The following is a 15,691-nucleotide window of genomic DNA, read 5'->3' as shown; positions in this document are numbered from 1 at the left end:
GGGGGGTGCCCGAGCCGAGGGACTCCAAGCGCCGAAACGGATGGGGGGCTACGCGGGAGCCGGTTCGATCCGATGCACCTTCAATAGGTTCGTATGGCCTGGGCGGCCGAAGGGGACGCCGGCCGTGATGAGGATGAGATCCCCAGGTCGCGCCAGACCGCGCTGCAGAGCCGCCTGGCTGGCCGCCCCCAGCATCTCATCGGTAGTGCGCACCGAGGGCATCAGAACCGGCTCCACCCCCCACACCAGCGTTAGCCGTCGCAGGGTCGCCGGGACCGGGGTGACGGCCAGGATGGGAACAGACGGGCGATGCCGGGCGATCATCCGGGCCGTGTAACCCGACATCGTGGACGTGACAATCGCCCGGGCCCCGATCTGCTCGGCGATCTCCACCGTCGCCCGGCTGATGGCCTCCGTCACCTCCGCGGATCCCCCGATCAGGTCCAGCCACTGACGGTGTGGAAGCGCCCCCTCGGCGATCCGCGCGATCCGGGCCATCATCTGCACCGCCTCCACCGGATAGGTCCCCGTCGCGGTTTCCGCCGACAACATGACCGCGTCCGTCCCGTCCAGGATCGCGTTGGCCACGTCGCTGGCCTCGGCGCGGGTGGGACGCGGGTGGCTGACCATGGAGTTGAGCATTTGCGTAGCGGTGATCACCGGCTTGCCCGCGCGGTTGCACAGCCGGATGATCCGCTTCTGATGAATCGGAACCTCCTCCGGCGGGATCTCCACCCCCAGGTCCCCTCGGGCGACCATCACAGCGTCCGCCGCCTCCAGGATGGCTTCGAAGTTCTCCAGCGCCTCCCGCTTCTCGATCTTGGCGATGATGGGAATCGACGCCCCGAGATCTTGCAGGAGCGCCCGGAGCTGGCGCACATCATCGGCGGTGCGCACAAAGGAGAGGGCGAGATAATCCATCCCCTGCTCCACCGCGAACCGCACATCCAGCCGATCTTTCTCCGTGAGGGCGGGCAGGGTCAGGGGAAGACCCGGCGCGTTGATCCCCTTGTGGGAGCTCAGCGTCCCTCCCCGCACCACCTGGCAGATCACATCGGTCCCGTTAACCTCCTCCACCCGGAACTCCAGCAACCCATCATCCAGAAGCAGGACCTGGCCGGGACGGACCAGGGTGACCAGCTCTGGGTGGGGAAGGTGAACCTCCTGGGGGCTCCCCGGGACCGGACGGGTAGTAAGGGTGATACGCTGGCCTGGGGCGATGGAGATGTATCCCCCCTCGATGACACCGACCCGCCAGCGAGGGCCCTGAAGATCGCCCAGGAGGGCCACAATGGCCCCCTCCTCCTGAGCGATCTGGCGGACCATCGCCATTCGGCGGGCATGGGCCGCATGATCTCCATGAGAGAAGTTGATCCGGGCCACGCTCATCCCCGCCCGGATCATCGCCCGCAGGATCTCCGGGTGATCGGTGGAAGGGCCGAGGGTGCAGACGATCTTCGTTCGCGGTCGCGGATCCATAGACAAGCCTTCAGCGAAGGGTTCTCCAGTGGAGCATAGATCCAAACCGGAAGGGTCCGCAAGCGCCTCTCCCCCTGTTCCCAAGGGCGGCGGGCCGGAATCCACGTCTTGAGAGCCCTCCGCCGGCGCTCACTCTCCTTCCTGTCGGAGGATCCGGCTCAGCCATGCATCGAACCGCCTCCAGAGACGCATGAGGCGCGAGTGGAGCTGCGCAGGAACGTAAAGGGTGAGCCGGGCCAACCGCTCCAGCCAGAGCGGTCGCGGGCGGGCCAGCGGGGCGCCCCACTGAACCAAGGCCGCCGCCCATGTCAGGCCGGCCCCGAAAGCGACCATCACCATCCGATCTCCGGGCCTCAGACGCCCCTGCTGAACGGCCTCGCACAGCGCGATGGGGATGCTGGCTGAGGAAGTGTTCCCATACCGATCAATGTTCACAAAGAAGCGATCCATCGGCAGCCCCAATCCCTTTGCCGCCGCTTCGATGATCCGGATGTTCGCTTGATGCGGGATGATCAGATCCACATCCTCCAGGCGCAGGCCTGCCTGGGCCACCACCTCCCGGGTCGCTTTCTCCATCACCCGCGTGGCGAACCGGAAGACCTCGCGGCCGTTCATCCGGACGAAGTGGCACCCATCCCGGACAACTGCCTCTGAAATGGGCAACCGGCTGCCGCCTGCCGGCAGGATCAGCAACTCCCCTCCCGATCCATCGGCCCGGATCAGCGAGGCGAGCACCCCGCCGGGCGCATCGCTTCCCTTCAGCACCACCGCGCCGGCCCCATCCCCGAACAGAACGCAGGTGTTGCGATCGCGCCAGTTCACAATGCGCGAAAGGGTCTCCGCCCCGATCACTAAGGCCACCTCATGGGTGCCCGCGCGGATCGCCGCCGCGGCCATATGAAGCCCATAAATGAAGCCGGAACATCCCGCAAGCAGATCGAACGCCCCGGCCCGGGAGGCCCCGAGGGCATCCTGGACCAGACAGGCCGTGGAGGGGAAGAGGTGTTCGGGAGTCACTGTCGCCACCAGGATCAGATCCACCTCGCGAGGAGGGATCCCAGCGACAGCGAGGGCTTCCTCCGCCGCGGCAATGGAGAGCGTGGCCGTGCTCTCCTGAGGGCCCGCCACCCGCCGCTCCCGGATCCCGGTGCGCGTGACGATCCACTCATCCGATGTTTCCACGAACTGCGCCAGCTCGTGGTTGGTCACCACCCGCTGAGGGACCGCCATTCCCCAGCCCACGATATGCGCATATCGCGTCATCCACAGCCTCCACTAACCGATCGTTTCCTCCCCAGGACGCATGCGATCGGCTCGAATCGGGAGCGCATGAAGATCCCTCCCCAGAGCCTCATGGGAAAATCCGACCTCAGGAGGCGCCGTCCTCGTAACGGCGGAAGATCACACAGGCGTTGTGGCCGCCGAAGCCGAAGGAGTTGGACATGGCCACCCGCACCGGCTTGCGGCGCGCGACGTTCGGCACGTAATCCAGATCGCACTCGGGATCGGGATGCTCATAGTTGATCGTGGGGGGAATGATCCCATCCGTGATGGCCCGGATGCAGACGATGGCCTCGACGGCCCCCGCGGCGCCCAGCAAATGCCCGATCATGGACTTCGTGGAGGAGATGGGCACATCATAGGCGGCTTCCCCAAACACCGCCTTGATGGCCTGGGTCTCGCTTTTATCATTGAGGGGCGTGCTGGTGCCGTGGGCGTTGATATAGTCCACATCCCGCGGCGAGAGACCCGCGTCGGCCAGGGCCCGGCGCATGGCCAGCGCTGCCCCCTCCCCGTTCTCCAGCGGCGCTGTGATGTGATAAGCATCCGCCGAGGTGCCATACCCCACGACCTCCGCATAGATCCGCGCGCCCCGCGCCCGGGCATGCTCCAGCCGCTCCAGCACCAGGATCCCCGCCCCCTCCCCCATCACGAAACCGTCCCGGGTCCGATCGAAGGGGCGGGAGGCCCGCTCCGGCTCCTCATTCCGTGTGGAGATGGCCCCCATCACATTGAAGGCGGCCACCGAGATCGGCAGGATCCCCGCCTCCGCGCCGCCCGCAAGGACTACATCCGCATCCCCCCGCCGGATCAGATGCATCGCCTCCCCAATGGCGTTGGTCCCGCTGGCGCATGCGGTGACCACCGCCATATTGGGACCTCGGAACCCATACGCGATGGCGATCAGGCCCGGCGCGGTATCCGCCAGCATCATCGGCACCATGAAGGGGCTGATCCGATCCGGGCCGCGGGTCATCAGGGTTTCCACGCCCTGGACCAGCGCGCCGATCCCCCCGATCCCGGTTCCCAGGATCACCCCCACTCGCTCCCGATCTACATGGGCCGGGTCCAGCCGGGCGTCCTGAAGCGCCTGCTGCGCCGCTGCGAGGGCAAACTGGGCATATCGATCCATCCGGCGCGCTTCCTTACGCCCAAACCACGCCTCGGGATCGAAATCCCGGACCTCCGCCGCGATCCGGGTCTTCAACGACGAGGCATCGAAAAGGGTGATCGGCCCGACCCCAGACCGCCCGGCCACCACGTTCCGCCAGAAGGTTTCCACATCGTTCCCCAGGGGCGTGATCGCCCCCATCCCGGTAATCACGACCCGCGCCATCTCGGTCGCCTCCCCATCGATACGAGAGGTTCCGCTCTCCCCTCATCCCGGGCTGGAATCCGAAAGCCATCCGCACTGTTTCTATTTTAGGAAAAACACCGGAAGGATCTTCCCGTTACACAGCAGGCCTCAGAACCACGAACGGTTACCGGCAGGAGAATGAAGGGCGGGAACGGCGGCCCGAAGAGGGCCTCAGACGGTCCTGGGGGAACGGCTCATCGCCGCGCGAAGCTGAGCCGCTCCGCCGATCCCCAGACCCAGGAAGGCCATTCCCACGCTGAGGAGGCGCTGGAGGAAGGCGGGCATGGGAAAAAGGAGGAACCGATATACAGGACGCGCGGTGAAGCGCAGGACATAGCCCCCCGGGAGGGCTCGCTCGATCGTCTCGCCGTCCGCCAGCCGGGGCAGCTCTTCCTGCCAGACCACCGCTCCCGTTCCTTCCTCAAAAACCGTCAGCCATCGCCCCTCCTGAACCCGAAGGATCCGGCGGGCCTCCGGGATAGCGGCAAAGGCTTCCCCCTCCAGGGAGGGATACAACAAGACCCGAGGGGCGAGCGGAGCATCCAGCGCCGCGCGCAGAGGCAGCGGGCCCGAAGGGCCTGCGGCCTCCACCTCCAGCACCGAACGGCTGCGCCCGGCGATCCCCCCATACGGCCCCAGGAGGAAGGGGAAGCCCCAGCGGAACATCGTGCGCCCGATCAGATCCCCCTGGCGCCAAAGGGAGAGGCCGTTCTCCTCCAGGACCAGTCGAAAGTCCCCCACGCGCTGCCCCTCTCCAGGGGCCAGCGTTAGGGATAGAGGCGGGGGCAGGTAACGCCCCAGGCCTCCCACCCCGATGGCGAGAACCAGGAGGGCGAAGCTGCAGGCCATCAGCGATCGCCGGGCCCGGGCCGCCTCCAGCGCGTGGACCAGGAAGCTCCAACCCAGGACGGCCCAGAGCAGCCGCCAGCCCGGCGTCTCCGTGAGGGACCACAGGCCCAGGCGCTCCAGGGGATCAAAGAGCGGGCCGAAGCGCAGACGGGCGCGAGCGACCCACAGCCCATAAGCCGGATCATGGGGGGAGGGCGCCTGAGGGGCCACCGTCATCCAGAGCAGCCCGAGGCTCAGCAGCAGTGCGGGGATCCCTATCCCCCATCGGCTGGCTAGAAACATCCATCCTCTCGCTGGAAGCCGGATCCAGGAAGCTCCCAGACGGGGAGCAGCCGAGGGTTCCGAACCCGAAGGAGCGATCGACACGGTCGGTGAAATAGAGGGCCCCTCAAACGAGAGATCCCCCCGTGTGAGGGGAGCACATTGTGGAGAGCCACCTGCGGGATTCGAACCCGCGACCCCCCGCTTACGAGGCGGGTGCTCTTCCGGCTGAGCTAAGGTGGCATCCCGAATGAGCAAAACTATTATACCGGAGAAGCCAGAGGCGGGCAACCGGTCGGCTTCCCGGAAGCAGGATGACCCCTCCCCCTGAAATCCGCAGGAACGAAAAAGCGCCCCGGATCACTGGAAGAACACCGTCCAGATCCAATCCACCATCGCATGCACGATGGCCGCCGCGGTGACCTTCCCCGTTTGCAAGTAGGTCCGCCCGTAGAAGAACCCCGCCACGGTGGCCAGGATCACATAGAGGCCGACCTTCGGGGGATTGTTCAGGTGGGCCAGGCCGAAAAGGATGGAGGAGAGGATCAGGGTGCGCAACGGAGGCCACCCCAGCGTTCGCTGCAGGTGCACGTGCAGGGTCCCCCGAAACAGGATCTCCTCTGGGAGCCCGATGAACAGATAAATCGCCAGCAGGCGGATCAGGGCCTCCGGGAAACCAGGGGGCGCGGCCGCCGGCGCGATGAAGCCCGTGAGCCGCCCGAAGGGCAGCGCGAAGGCCGCGAAACCGATGAGATTCAGCGCGATCACCCTCAGATCCCCCCACGTCCATCGAAAGGTGAACCCCAGATCCGGGAATCGCCCGGCCAGGATCAGCAACCACAGGAACAGGGGGATAACGGCGAGCTGCTCATACGATGGTCCCCCGGCAATCCATGGGCTCTCTGGAAGCCGCCGGAATTCCACCGCATACCACATAAAGAGAACCGCGCCGAAGAAGAGCAGATGGGATCGCCCCCGGGTCCCCGCCGGCCATCCGAGCACAAAGGGAAGCGGCCAGAGGGCCGCACCGATCCGGAACGCCCATCCCACGGGATCCGGGGGAGGCGGGCCGGGGATCAGCAGGAACGCCAGCACCCCAGCGACCACCAGGCCATCGATCGCCCTCCACGAGGCGCGGTTATGGATGACCATCACCGTGGGGATGAGGAAGATCCCCAGATCCAGAAGCAGCGCGCCGGGATCCAGGGGCGCTCCCTGAAGGATGCGCAGCAGGCCGCCGCCGAACCACAGGGCGAACGGGATCCCGTAGATCCGACGGATATCGGCCCCCATCCAGCGGCGCACGGGATCCCCCGGGAGCCAGGCGCTTCCCAGGTAGCCAGCCATCAGAGCGGCGAAGAAGCCGATCGCCGGAAGAGCAAGGGCCATCCGCTCTCGCTGGAGGGCGAAGCCCCCAAAACCGAGGACCGCCGCGATCCACAGCCCCAGGCCAGGCCACTCCCGCCGGATCGCTGTGGAAAGCGCGGCGGCCTTCGCCCAGGTGTTCGCTCGGGTCTCCATCCGCCGTGTCCTCCCCCCAACCGGGGTTCTCCAAACCCATTGAACCCCCGTTTCGTTTATGTTACACTTTTAAACAAAACGGATCGGAAAGACAGGAGGAACCACTGAACCGGCAAGAGCACCTCAGCCGATCCCTCAGCCCGGGGATGCGGGCCTATCTGGCGGAGATCTATCGCATGGGCGAGGGGGGACCTGTGCGGGCCGCTGCGCTGGCTCGACGCCTGGACGTCACCATCCCCGCGGTGGTCCGCATGCTGAACCGCCTGGAGTCCCACGGGTTGATCCAGCGGACCCGTCATGGGATCCTTCTGACGAAAGCCGGGGAACGGGAAGCCCTCCGGGGCATCCGCCAGCATCGCATCCTGGAAGCCTTCCTGACCCGCGTGCTGGGCATCGGCTGGGAGGAAGTCCATGCCCTGGCCGACCGATTGGACCCGGTGATCGACGAGGCGCTCTGTGAACGGATGTATGAGGTCGCCGGGCGCCCGACCCATTGCCCTCACGGGGATCCGATCCCTACGCCGGATGGGCAGATGCCGCCGCTTTCCGACATCCCGTTGAGCGAAGTCTGGATCGGCGCGCGGGGACAGATCACCCGAGTGAAGACGGAGGATCCGGAACAGCTCCGATATCTGGGATCCCTGGGCCTGGTGCCGGGCACCGCCTTCGAACTGATCGCCCGCGCACCGTTCAACGGGCCGCTTCGCCTCCGCCTGGCCCAGCACGATGTGATCATCGGCCTGGAGCTGGCCCATCACATCCGGGTGGTTCTGGAAACCGAATCGCCCGCAGTGCCATCCTGAAGGAAGCCCCAGGGCGGAGACGAAACCCTCGCTCCCAATCCCGATCCACGAGGGCGGCGATGACGACAGCCCGCACCCTGTTGATCGAGGATCACGGTCTTCCGCTTCATCTCTCGGTTTATGAACACTCCCCCCAGGCCCCAGTGGCGATTTTCATCCACGGCATGACCGCTCATGCCGGCTTTTACAGCGACATGATCCCGGGCGCGAACTACCTCCAGGCCCTGGCGGAGGCCGGTCTCAACGTCCTCGCCCTCGACCTCCAGGGGCATGGGCGGAGCGGCGGCGCGCGGGGGCGCTTTACATATGCCGAAGCGATCCGGAACATCCGCCGGGCCGTGGACTTCGCCCTGGGGGCTTACCACGACCGGATCGGGATCACCGGATCCAGCATGGGCGGCATCCTGGCCTTCTACGCGGCGATGGAGGATCCCCGGATCCACGCGGCGGTCTGCCACAATGTGCTGGATCTGCAGGACATCCGCCCCGTCCTGTATCTGCGCCGGCATTTCCTCCTGGTTCCCCTCGCGCGGGCGGCACGGCCTCTCCAGCCGATCCTGGGCGAGCTCCCCATCCCGGTGCGCGCCTTCCTGGAGCCTTCCCATGTTTTTGAAAAGCCGGAGAACCAGCGTCGATGGCTTCGGGATCCCCTCTGCGTGTGGAGCTATCGTCTCAAGGCATGGATCTCCATGTTTCTGGAGCCCTCGGACAAGCCGCCCGTTGAGGCGATGACGAAGCCGGTGCGTATACTGGTCGGCGAGCATGACCGGATCCTTCCCGCGGATGCTCATCGGGCGTTTGCGGCGCGGCTTCGCAGCCGGAACGATCTGATCATCGTGCCCGGGGCCGGCCATATGCTCCCCCTGGAATACCTGGAGACCACGGTCCCGCTGGTGGCGGAGTGGTTTCACGCACATCTTCACGCCTGATCCGTCTCCGCTCGCGCCGGGGAGCCCGTAGCGGAGATAGTAAGGATGGAACCCTTCGACGCGAAACCGAAGGCCGTGATGATCCGGGTGGCGGTGAAAGGCGGAGGCGATCTGGGGACGGGAGCCATCCTGCGGCTCCATCGAGCGGGGTTCCGCGTCTGGGTCACCGAGCTCCCCCAGCCCCTGGCGATCCGACGGGCTGTGGCGGTGGCCAGTGCCATTTATGAAGGCGCGATCACCATCGAAGGCCATACCGCTCGCCGGGTGACGGATCCCGCGGAGTTCCCGGCCCTCTGGGCGCGGGGAGAGATCCCGGTGCTGGTGGACCCGGGCGGGGAGAGCATCCGGCAATTGCGACCGGAGGTCGTGGTGGATGCGATCATGGCCAAGCGCAACACCGGGACCTCGATCGCGGACGCGCCGGTGGTGGTGGCCCTGGGGCCGGGCTTCACAGCCGGGGTGGATTGCCATGCCGTGGTCGAGACCGCCCGGGGCCATGACCTGGGGCGGGTCTACTACACAGGGAGCGCCCTGCCCGACACGGGCATCCCGGGGACGATCGGCGGGCACGATGTGTTGCGGGTGCTGCGGGCGCCATGCGCCGGGCGCTTCCGGGGGATCCGGCGCATCGGCGACCGGGTGGAGGCGGGGGAGATCGTCGCATATGTGGATGAAACCCCGGTCCGGACGGCGATCGCGGGGGTGCTCCGGGGGATCCTGTTCGACGGGCTGGAGGTGACCCCCGGCCTGAAAGTAGGCGATGTGGATCCCCGGGCGGAAACCCGCCACTGCTTCACGGTTTCAGATAAATCATGGGCGGTCGGCGGGGGGGTTCTGGAGGCTGTGCTGAAATGCCTGCACGAGCGCGGGTGGCTCCCATGGTAACCGGCGGACACTCTATGGGCTCCTCACCCGGAAGGGGATGCCCCAGACCCAGAGTCCATGATCGGAGGTGCTTCCTTGTGGATTCCGGTCGCGACGCTCGAGGAGATCCCGGTGGGATCTGCGAAAGTCTTCCAGGTTGAGGGCCGGGCGATTGCGCTGACCCGGGTCGGGGATCAGGTGTTCGCCTTCGGGGATGTCTGCACCCACGACGGCGGCCCGCTGGCGGAAGGGAAGCTGGAAGGCTATGTGATCCAGTGCCCGCGTCACGGAGCCCGTTTCGACATCCGAACGGGCCGGGTGCTCCGGCTGCCGGCCGTGGTCCCCATCCCGGTTTACGAAGTCCGGGTAGCGGGTGACCGGGTTTGGGTGAACCTGGAACCCGAGGGCGGATGTTCTTCGGGAGGGAGCGGATGACCTCGCGCCCTGTTGCCATCCTCCATGCAGAGATCTACACTCCCACCCGACGGATCGAGGACGGAGCCGTGGTGTTCGCCGGGGGCCGCATCCTCGCCCTGGGCCCCACCCGGGAGATCCGCCCGCCCCGTCCGGCGGAACGGATCGATGCGCAGGGACGCCCCGTCACCCCCGGGCTGATCGACCTCCACATCCACGGCCTGGAGGGCTGCGATCTCTTCGGCCCTGAGCTAGCGGAAGCGGCCCGACGCCTTCCGCGTTACGGCGTGACCGCGTTCGTCCCCACCACCCTGACCATGCCGGAAGAGGAAATCCTGAAGCGCCTGCAGGCAATGGCGCAGGTTATGGAGACCCCCCCGCCGGGGGCTCGGATCCTGGGGATCCATATTGAGGGCCCTCACCTTTCCCCGAAACGGCCAGGGATGGCGAACCCCGCATGGTTTCGCCCCCTGACCCCGGAGGCCGTCGCCCGCTATCAGGAGGCCGCCGCTGGAGGCATCCGGTTATGGACCTTCGCGCCGGAGGAAGGGGAGGCGATGCAGGCCATCCCGACGCTGATCGCCCAGGGGATCATCCCCGTGATCGGGCACAGCGACGCCACCTATGATCAGGCGATGGAGGCCATCCGGCGCGGGGCTCGCCAGATCACCCATTTCTTCAACGCCATGCGCCCCTTCCATCACCGGGAACCCGGGCTGTTCACCGCCGCCCTGCTGGAGCGGGAGGTGATCCTCCAGCTGATCGCAGACGGGCAGCACGTCCACCCGGCGGCCATACGGCTGCTGTTCCGGATCAAGGGCTCCGCCGGCGTGGCCCTGATCAGCGACGCCGCGCCGATGGCTGGGCTGCCGCCGGGCCGTTACACCTGGCTGGGCTATGAGGTGATCGTGGCCAACGGGCGCTGCCAGACCCCGGAGGGGGCGCTGGCGGGATCGATCGCCCTGATGAACGAGGGCCTGCGGGTGCTGATCGAGGAAGCCGGCATCGACCCCCTGGACGCCGTCCGGAGCGCCACCCTCACCCCCGCCCGCGCCCTGGGGCTGCGCCGGATGGGGCAGCTGCGCCCGGGAGCACTCGCCGACGTGGTCCTGTGGGCCCGCTGGGGAACCCCGGAGGCCGTCTGGATCCACGGGGAGCGGATCATATGAAGGGAGACCCGCCTTCCCTACAAGGCTCTTCGGCTCCAGAATGGCAACCCGCCTGACCCACGGGAAGCCAGCCGCTCGGGAGGTTCGAGGATGCCTCGAGGTCCGGGGTTTCTGTTCGATCTGGATGGCACGCTGGTGGATAGCGTCTATCAGCATGTGCTGGCATGGCGCGAGGCGCTGGAGGCGGTGGGGATCTCCCTCTCGGTCTGGCGGATCCACCGGCGCATCGGGATGAGCGGTGGGTTGCTGCTCCGCGCCCTGCTCCGGGAGACCGGACGGGAGGTCACCCCAGAGGAGATCGCCCGGATCCAGCAGCGCCACGCCGAAGCTTTCGCCCGTATGCTTCCCCAGGTGCGCCCCCTCCCCGGCGCCCGGGATCTCCTTCAGACCTTGAGGGAGGCGGGTGTGCCCTGGGCCATCGCCACCAGCGGACGTCGGGAGGTCGCCCAGCCGATCCTGAGCCTGCTGGATCTGGATCCCCACGTTCCGGTCGTGACGCGGGATGACGTGCGGTATGCCAAGCCGGATCCCGATCTGTTCCTGACGGCCGCAGAGCGCCTGGGGCTCCCGATTCAGGAGTGCGTGGTGGTGGGCGACAGCGTGTGGGATCTGCTCGCCGCCCGACGAGCCGGCGCCCTGGGCGTCGGCCTGCTGTCCGGTGGCTACGGGCGGGAAGAGCTGGAGCGGGCGGGCGCCTATCGGGTGTATGAGGACCCGGCGGATTTGTTGCGTCACCTGGATGAGGTCGGGGTCCGTTAATACGCTTCGGTATCCGAAAGAAATCCCCGGCAGGACCTAATCCAGAAAGCGCACGGCCCCGATGTAAGGGAGATGACGATAGTGCTCGGCCCAGTCGATGCCGTAACCCACGACAAACAGATCGGGGATCTCAAAGCCCCGATAGTCCACCTGCACCGGCACCTGACGACGATACGGCTTGTCCAGCAGCACGGCCGTGCGCAGACTGCGGGGGCTCTGTTGCCGCAGGTGAGATTGCAGATACTGCAGCGTCAACCCGGTGTCCACGATATCCTCCACCAGCAGCACCTCCCGATCGGTCACCGGGGCGTTGAGATCCTTCAGGATCCGGACCACCCCGGAGGTCTCCGTAGCGATGCCATAGCTGGAACAGGCGATGAAGTCCACTTGGGCCCGCACACCCTCCAGATGCCGGAGGAGATCGGCACAGAAGACGAAGGCGCCTTTCAGGACGCCCACCAGAAGCAGCTCCCGCCCCTGATAATCCGCGGAGATCTGGGCGGCGAGATCCCGCACCCGTTCCGCCAGCTCCTCCGCGCTGATCAGCCGCTCGATCCGATGGGGCCGCATACCGGAAACCTCCCTCCTCGAGTTCCGCCGCCCTGATTATATCTGAGCCGTGTCCCGCCAGGCCCTGGAACGCCGGAGCGAGCAATCCGGGGTATGATCATGGGAGAATCCCCGGACAGGAAGATCCCGTGCGCGAGCACGACCTGATCACGCTGGAATGGCCGAAGATCCTGGAGCGGCTGGCGGCCTTTACCGCCTTTGCCTGGGGCGCCGAGAAAGCCCGGGCCTTGCGCCCCTCCACGGATCCGGCGGAGGTCCAGGCCCGACTGGCGGAGACGGAGGAGGCCCGCCGCCTGCTCGCCCTGGAGCCCAGCCTGGATCTGGGCGGGGTGCGGGATCTCCGCCCGTTGCTCCAGGCCGCCCAGCACGGAGTCTCCCTTCTGCCCGCCGATCTGCTCGCCGTGCGGGACACCTTGAGGATCGCCCGGCGGATCCGACGCTTGCTGCTCCGGCGGGCCGAGGGGTTGCCCCATCTGGCCCGGCATGCCGAACGCATGCAGGAGTTCCCCGATCTGGAAGCCGAGATCGAGCGTTGCCTGGACGAGACGGGCGAGGTGAAAGACGAGGCCAGCCCCACCCTCCGCGCCCTCCGGGCGGAGATCCGCCACCTGACCCATGAGATCCAGGCCCGGCTGCAGCGCTATCTCACCGATCCCCGCTACGCACCCTATCTCCAGGAGCCCCTGATCACCATGCGGGGCGGCCGCTTCGTGATCCCGGTCAAAGCCGAACACAAAGGGAAAATCCCCGGCCTGGTCCACGACAGCTCCGCCAGTGGAGCCACGTTGTTCATCGAACCGCTGCCCATCGTGGAAATGGGGAACCGGCTTCGGGCCCTCCAGGTGCAGGAAGAGAAAGAAGTGGCCCGCATCCTGGCATCTCTGAGCGCCGCCATCGGCGCGCAGGCGGAGGGGATCGGACGCACCCTGGAAGCCCTGGCGGATCTGGACCTAACGCTGGCCAAAGCCCGCTATGCCCTCGCTATCCAGGCCGAGCGCCCGGAGATCGTCCGGTGGCCGGAAGAGCCCCCGGAGCGGCGCACCGTCTCGCCCCTCTGGCTGCGCCAGGCCCGCCATCCTCTCCTGGACCCGCAGCGGGTGGTGCCCATCGATGTCACCCCGGATCCTTCCACATTCATCCTGGTCCTCACGGGGCCCAATACGGGAGGGAAGACCGTCACCCTCAAGACGGTGGGCCTGCTGGCCCTCATGGCCCAGAGCGGCCTGCATATCCCGGCCGCTGCGGGCTCCCGCCTGCCCGTGTTCGATGGGATCTACGCCGATATCGGCGATGAGCAGAGCATCGAACAGAACCTTTCGACGTTCTCCGCCCATCTCCTGAACATCCTGAGCTTCCTGGAGTCCGCCACCGCCCGCTCCCTGGTCCTTCTGGACGAGCTGGGGGCAGGGACGGACCCGGTGGAGGGTGCCGCGCTGGCCCGGGCGATCCTGGAGCACTTCCATGCCCGGAAGACGACCACGCTGGTGGCCACCCATTTCCCGGAGCTGAAGCTGTGGGCCCAGACCACCCCGGGCGCCATCAACGCCAGCATGGAATTCGACCCGGAGACCCTGGCCCCGACCTACCGGCTTCGCATCGGTCTGCCGGGCCGATCCAATGCCTTCCTGATCGCCCGACGGCTGGGGATGCCAGAGGCTCTGATCGCCCGGGCCCAGCAGTATGTGTCGCCCCAGGCCCTGCGTCTGGAGACCATGCTTGCCGAGGTGGAGCGGCTTCGCGAGGAAGCCGCCCGGGCCCATATGGAAGCCGCACAGGCCCGCGCCGCCGCCCGCGCTCTGGAGGAAGAATGGCGAGCCCGCCTGGCCCAGATCGAATCAGAACGGGAACGGATGCTTCAAGAGGCCCGAGAGCAGATCACCGCGCTGGTCCAGGAAGCCCGGGAGGAGATCGAACGGATCCGTCGTCAGCTGCGGGCGATCCATCAGGCAGAGGTGGAAGCGGCCCGACGCCGCCTGGAGGCCCTGCAGGCCCGCATGCGGGAAACGCTGGCCCGGGCCGCGCCATCCGTGGAGACCCCCGCGGAGCCCGCTTTCGCGGTGGGCGACCGGGTCTGGGTGCGCCCCCTTCAGATGGAGGGGGAGATCCTGAGCCTGGAAGGGGAAGAGGCAGACGTGCAGGTCGGCCGGTGGCGGCTGCGGATGGCCCTAACGGATCTGGAACGACGGGAGCGGCCCCAGCCTGCGCCTTCCTCCCCGGCCCCCGTTACGGCGGTTCGGCTGCCCCAGGTCCCCCTCGATCTCGATCTGCGCGGGATGCGCGTGGAGGAGGCGCTGCCCGTCCTGGAGAAGTTTCTGGACGAAGCCTTCCTCGCCGGCATGCCCTTCGTACGGATCATCCACGGCAAAGGCACCGGCGCCCTGCGCCGCGCAGTGCGGGAACGGCTGAAAACCCATCCGCATGTGGAGCACATGGAGCCCACACCGGATGATGGGGCGACCGTGGTGCGATTCGCAAGGTGACGGGACCTCTCTCCCATCGAACATCCGCCAGAACGCCCTGCGGATGCTCCGAGAGAGCAGTATATAGAACATAGATCCTGCGAGGAGGTTCGACCATGATCAGTCCAGAGCTGCTGGAGATCCTGCGCTGTCCCCATTGCGTTTCCGGACCGACCCGCAAAGAGGGGCCGGATCCCGGCCGGCTGGAGCTGGTGAAAGAAGTGTGGCTGGTGTGCACGGAGCCGGATTGCGGGCGCAAGTACCCGATCCGCGATGGCATCCCGGTGATGCTCATTGAGGAAGGGGACAAGTGGCGCGATACCCCCGTGGACGCCCTTCCCGTTCCCCCGCCGGCCGCGTGATCGATCTCATGATTTAGATCCGGCACCATGGTCATGAACGCAGAGGAGTGGCAACGCATATTGCGGGGAGATCCCGAGCAGGCCGAGCTCCGCATCTCGGATCTGCGGGAAGATCCAGAGCGCCTGCGCGCACTGGCCCAGGCGCTGCTTCAGGACTCCGATCCTGATCTGCGGGCATGGGCCTGCCGGATCCTGGGGGAGGCGCGGGATGCGGAGAGCCTTTCCTCCCTGCTGCGCGCCCTGGAAGATCCGGAGCCGGAGGTTCGCGCAGCGGCCGCCTGGGCGCTGGGGATCCATCCAGCGGCCGACCACCGGGATGCCGTGATCTCCGCCCTGCAGCGGCGTCTGGAGGATCAGCCCTGGGTGGCATGGGTGGCCGCGGAGGCCCTTGCCCGCTACGGCGAGGCGGCGCTGGACGCGTTGATCGATGGCCTTCGCCACCCTCATCCCCAGGTCCGCGTCCTGGCCGCCCGGGCGCTGGCCCGCATCGCCTCGCCCCGGAGCATCCCGGCCCTCGCAGCCGCCCTGGAAGACCCCAGCCTCCTGGTCCGCCACTTCGCGGAGGCCGGGCTGGATCGGCTCTCGGGAGCATCGTGGGTATGGTTCACCTAAGA

The 15,691-nt window shown here is 67.2% G+C and carries 15 protein-coding genes and 1 tRNA gene; 9 read left to right on the top strand and 7 right to left on the bottom strand.

Annotated features, from left to right (window positions below; all coding sequences use genetic code 11):
- Positions 1–48: 48 nt before the first annotated feature.
- The 6 genes from pyk to VAE54_RS01200 form a co-directional block, all read right to left on the bottom strand.
- On the bottom strand, positions 49–1,479 hold the full coding sequence (gene pyk / locus VAE54_RS01225; RefSeq protein ID WP_322800103.1) for a pyruvate kinase: 1,431 nt from the start codon (positions 1,477–1,479) through the stop codon (positions 49–51).
- Between the two features lie 129 nt (positions 1,480–1,608).
- Complete coding sequence (locus VAE54_RS01220; protein WP_322800102.1) at positions 1,609–2,742, bottom strand: beta-ketoacyl-ACP synthase III; 1,134 nt, start codon at positions 2,740–2,742, stop codon at positions 1,609–1,611.
- A 106-nt stretch (positions 2,743–2,848) separates the two neighbouring features.
- Complete coding sequence (gene fabF / locus VAE54_RS01215; RefSeq protein ID WP_322800101.1) at positions 2,849–4,096, bottom strand: beta-ketoacyl-ACP synthase II; 1,248 nt, start codon at positions 4,094–4,096, stop codon at positions 2,849–2,851.
- Between the two features lie 192 nt (positions 4,097–4,288).
- Entirely contained in the window at positions 4,289–5,248 is a 960-nt protein-coding gene (locus VAE54_RS01210) for a hypothetical protein (RefSeq protein WP_322800100.1), read from the bottom strand.
- Between the two features lie 149 nt (positions 5,249–5,397).
- Positions 5,398–5,470 (bottom strand) — tRNA-Thr (locus tag VAE54_RS01205).
- Between the two features lie 117 nt (positions 5,471–5,587).
- Complete coding sequence (locus tag VAE54_RS01200; RefSeq protein ID WP_322800099.1) at positions 5,588–6,748, bottom strand: CPBP family intramembrane glutamic endopeptidase; 1,161 nt, start codon at positions 6,746–6,748, stop codon at positions 5,588–5,590.
- 146 nt (positions 6,749–6,894) lie between these two features.
- Here VAE54_RS01200 and VAE54_RS01195 point away from each other — a divergent pair, with 146 nt between their 5' ends.
- From VAE54_RS01195 to VAE54_RS01170, 6 genes are all read left to right on the top strand, one after another.
- Complete coding sequence (locus VAE54_RS01195) at positions 6,895–7,551, top strand: metal-dependent transcriptional regulator (protein WP_322800098.1); 657 nt, start codon at positions 6,895–6,897, stop codon at positions 7,549–7,551.
- A gap of 59 nt (positions 7,552–7,610) precedes the next feature.
- Positions 7,611–8,480 carry an alpha/beta hydrolase gene (locus VAE54_RS01190; protein ID WP_322800097.1) on the top strand — a complete coding sequence of 290 codons (870 nt, stop codon included), beginning with the start codon at positions 7,611–7,613 and terminating at the stop codon, positions 8,478–8,480.
- Positions 8,481–8,525: 45 nt separating this feature from the next.
- Positions 8,526–9,365 (top strand): selenium-dependent molybdenum cofactor biosynthesis protein YqeB, encoded by an 840-nt coding sequence (gene yqeB, locus VAE54_RS01185; protein ID WP_322800096.1) that lies wholly within the window; start codon positions 8,526–8,528, stop codon positions 9,363–9,365.
- A gap of 75 nt (positions 9,366–9,440) precedes the next feature.
- Entirely contained in the window at positions 9,441–9,779 is a 339-nt protein-coding gene (locus VAE54_RS01180) for a non-heme iron oxygenase ferredoxin subunit (RefSeq protein ID WP_322800095.1), read from the top strand.
- The gene (gene nagA / locus VAE54_RS01175; protein ID WP_322800094.1) at positions 9,776–10,927 is read left to right on the top strand and encodes an N-acetylglucosamine-6-phosphate deacetylase; all 1,152 of its coding nucleotides are present in this window, start codon (positions 9,776–9,778) and stop codon (positions 10,925–10,927) included. Before VAE54_RS01180 ends, nagA begins: the two co-directional genes overlap by 4 nt.
- Positions 10,928–11,017: 90 nt before the next feature.
- The gene (locus tag VAE54_RS01170; RefSeq protein WP_322800093.1) at positions 11,018–11,686 is read left to right on the top strand and encodes an HAD family hydrolase; all 669 of its coding nucleotides are present in this window, start codon (positions 11,018–11,020) and stop codon (positions 11,684–11,686) included.
- Positions 11,687–11,722: 36 nt separating this feature from the next.
- On the opposite strand, the gene hpt is transcribed toward VAE54_RS01170, so the two are convergent.
- Positions 11,723–12,256: a hypoxanthine phosphoribosyltransferase gene (hpt, locus tag VAE54_RS01165; protein ID WP_322800092.1), complete on the bottom strand. Its 534-nt coding sequence runs from the start codon at positions 12,254–12,256 to the stop codon at positions 11,723–11,725.
- 128 nt (positions 12,257–12,384) lie between these two features.
- On the opposite strand from hpt, the gene VAE54_RS01160 reads away from it, so the two are divergent.
- The 3 genes from VAE54_RS01160 to VAE54_RS01150 all read left to right on the top strand — a co-directional run bounded on the left by VAE54_RS01160 (position 12,385) and on the right by VAE54_RS01150 (position 15,689).
- Entirely contained in the window at positions 12,385–14,736 is a 2,352-nt protein-coding gene (locus tag VAE54_RS01160) for an endonuclease MutS2 (RefSeq protein ID WP_322800091.1), read from the top strand.
- A gap of 95 nt (positions 14,737–14,831) precedes the next feature.
- Positions 14,832–15,077: a Trm112 family protein gene (locus VAE54_RS01155; RefSeq protein WP_322800090.1), complete on the top strand. Its 246-nt coding sequence runs from the start codon at positions 14,832–14,834 to the stop codon at positions 15,075–15,077.
- A gap of 27 nt (positions 15,078–15,104) precedes the next feature.
- Entirely contained in the window at positions 15,105–15,689 is a 585-nt protein-coding gene (locus VAE54_RS01150; RefSeq protein WP_322800089.1) for a HEAT repeat domain-containing protein, read from the top strand.
- The last annotated feature ends 2 nt before the right edge of the window (positions 15,690–15,691 follow it).

The organism is Thermoflexus sp. (assembly GCF_034432235.1).
Lineage (GTDB): Bacteria > Chloroflexota > Anaerolineae > Thermoflexales > Thermoflexaceae > Thermoflexus.
This window is presented reverse-complemented; position numbering and strand designations above follow the sequence as displayed.

Coding starts and splice junctions, on each gene's coding strand:
- nagA (WP_322800094.1), top strand. CDS start 9,776: ATGACCTCGCGCCCTGTTGCCATCCTCCATGCAGAGATCTACACTCCC.
- VAE54_RS01210 (WP_322800100.1), bottom strand. CDS start 5,248: ATGTTTCTAGCCAGCCGATGGGGGATAGGGATCCCCGCACTGCTGCTG.
- fabF (WP_322800101.1), bottom strand. CDS start 4,096: ATGGCGCGGGTCGTGATTACCGGGATGGGGGCGATCACGCCCCTGGGG.
- yqeB (WP_322800096.1), top strand. CDS start 8,526: ATGGAACCCTTCGACGCGAAACCGAAGGCCGTGATGATCCGGGTGGCG.
- pyk (WP_322800103.1), bottom strand. CDS start 1,479: ATGGATCCGCGACCGCGAACGAAGATCGTCTGCACCCTCGGCCCTTCC.
- VAE54_RS01170 (WP_322800093.1), top strand. CDS start 11,018: ATGCCTCGAGGTCCGGGGTTTCTGTTCGATCTGGATGGCACGCTGGTG.
- VAE54_RS01190 (WP_322800097.1), top strand. CDS start 7,611: ATGACGACAGCCCGCACCCTGTTGATCGAGGATCACGGTCTTCCGCTT.
- VAE54_RS01150 (WP_322800089.1), top strand. CDS start 15,105: ATGGTCATGAACGCAGAGGAGTGGCAACGCATATTGCGGGGAGATCCC.
- VAE54_RS01155 (WP_322800090.1), top strand. CDS start 14,832: ATGATCAGTCCAGAGCTGCTGGAGATCCTGCGCTGTCCCCATTGCGTT.
- VAE54_RS01195 (WP_322800098.1), top strand. CDS start 6,895: ATGCGGGCCTATCTGGCGGAGATCTATCGCATGGGCGAGGGGGGACCT.
- hpt (WP_322800092.1), bottom strand. CDS start 12,256: ATGCGGCCCCATCGGATCGAGCGGCTGATCAGCGCGGAGGAGCTGGCG.
- VAE54_RS01200 (WP_322800099.1), bottom strand. CDS start 6,748: ATGGAGACCCGAGCGAACACCTGGGCGAAGGCCGCCGCGCTTTCCACA.
- VAE54_RS01220 (WP_322800102.1), bottom strand. CDS start 2,742: ATGACGCGATATGCGCATATCGTGGGCTGGGGAATGGCGGTCCCTCAG.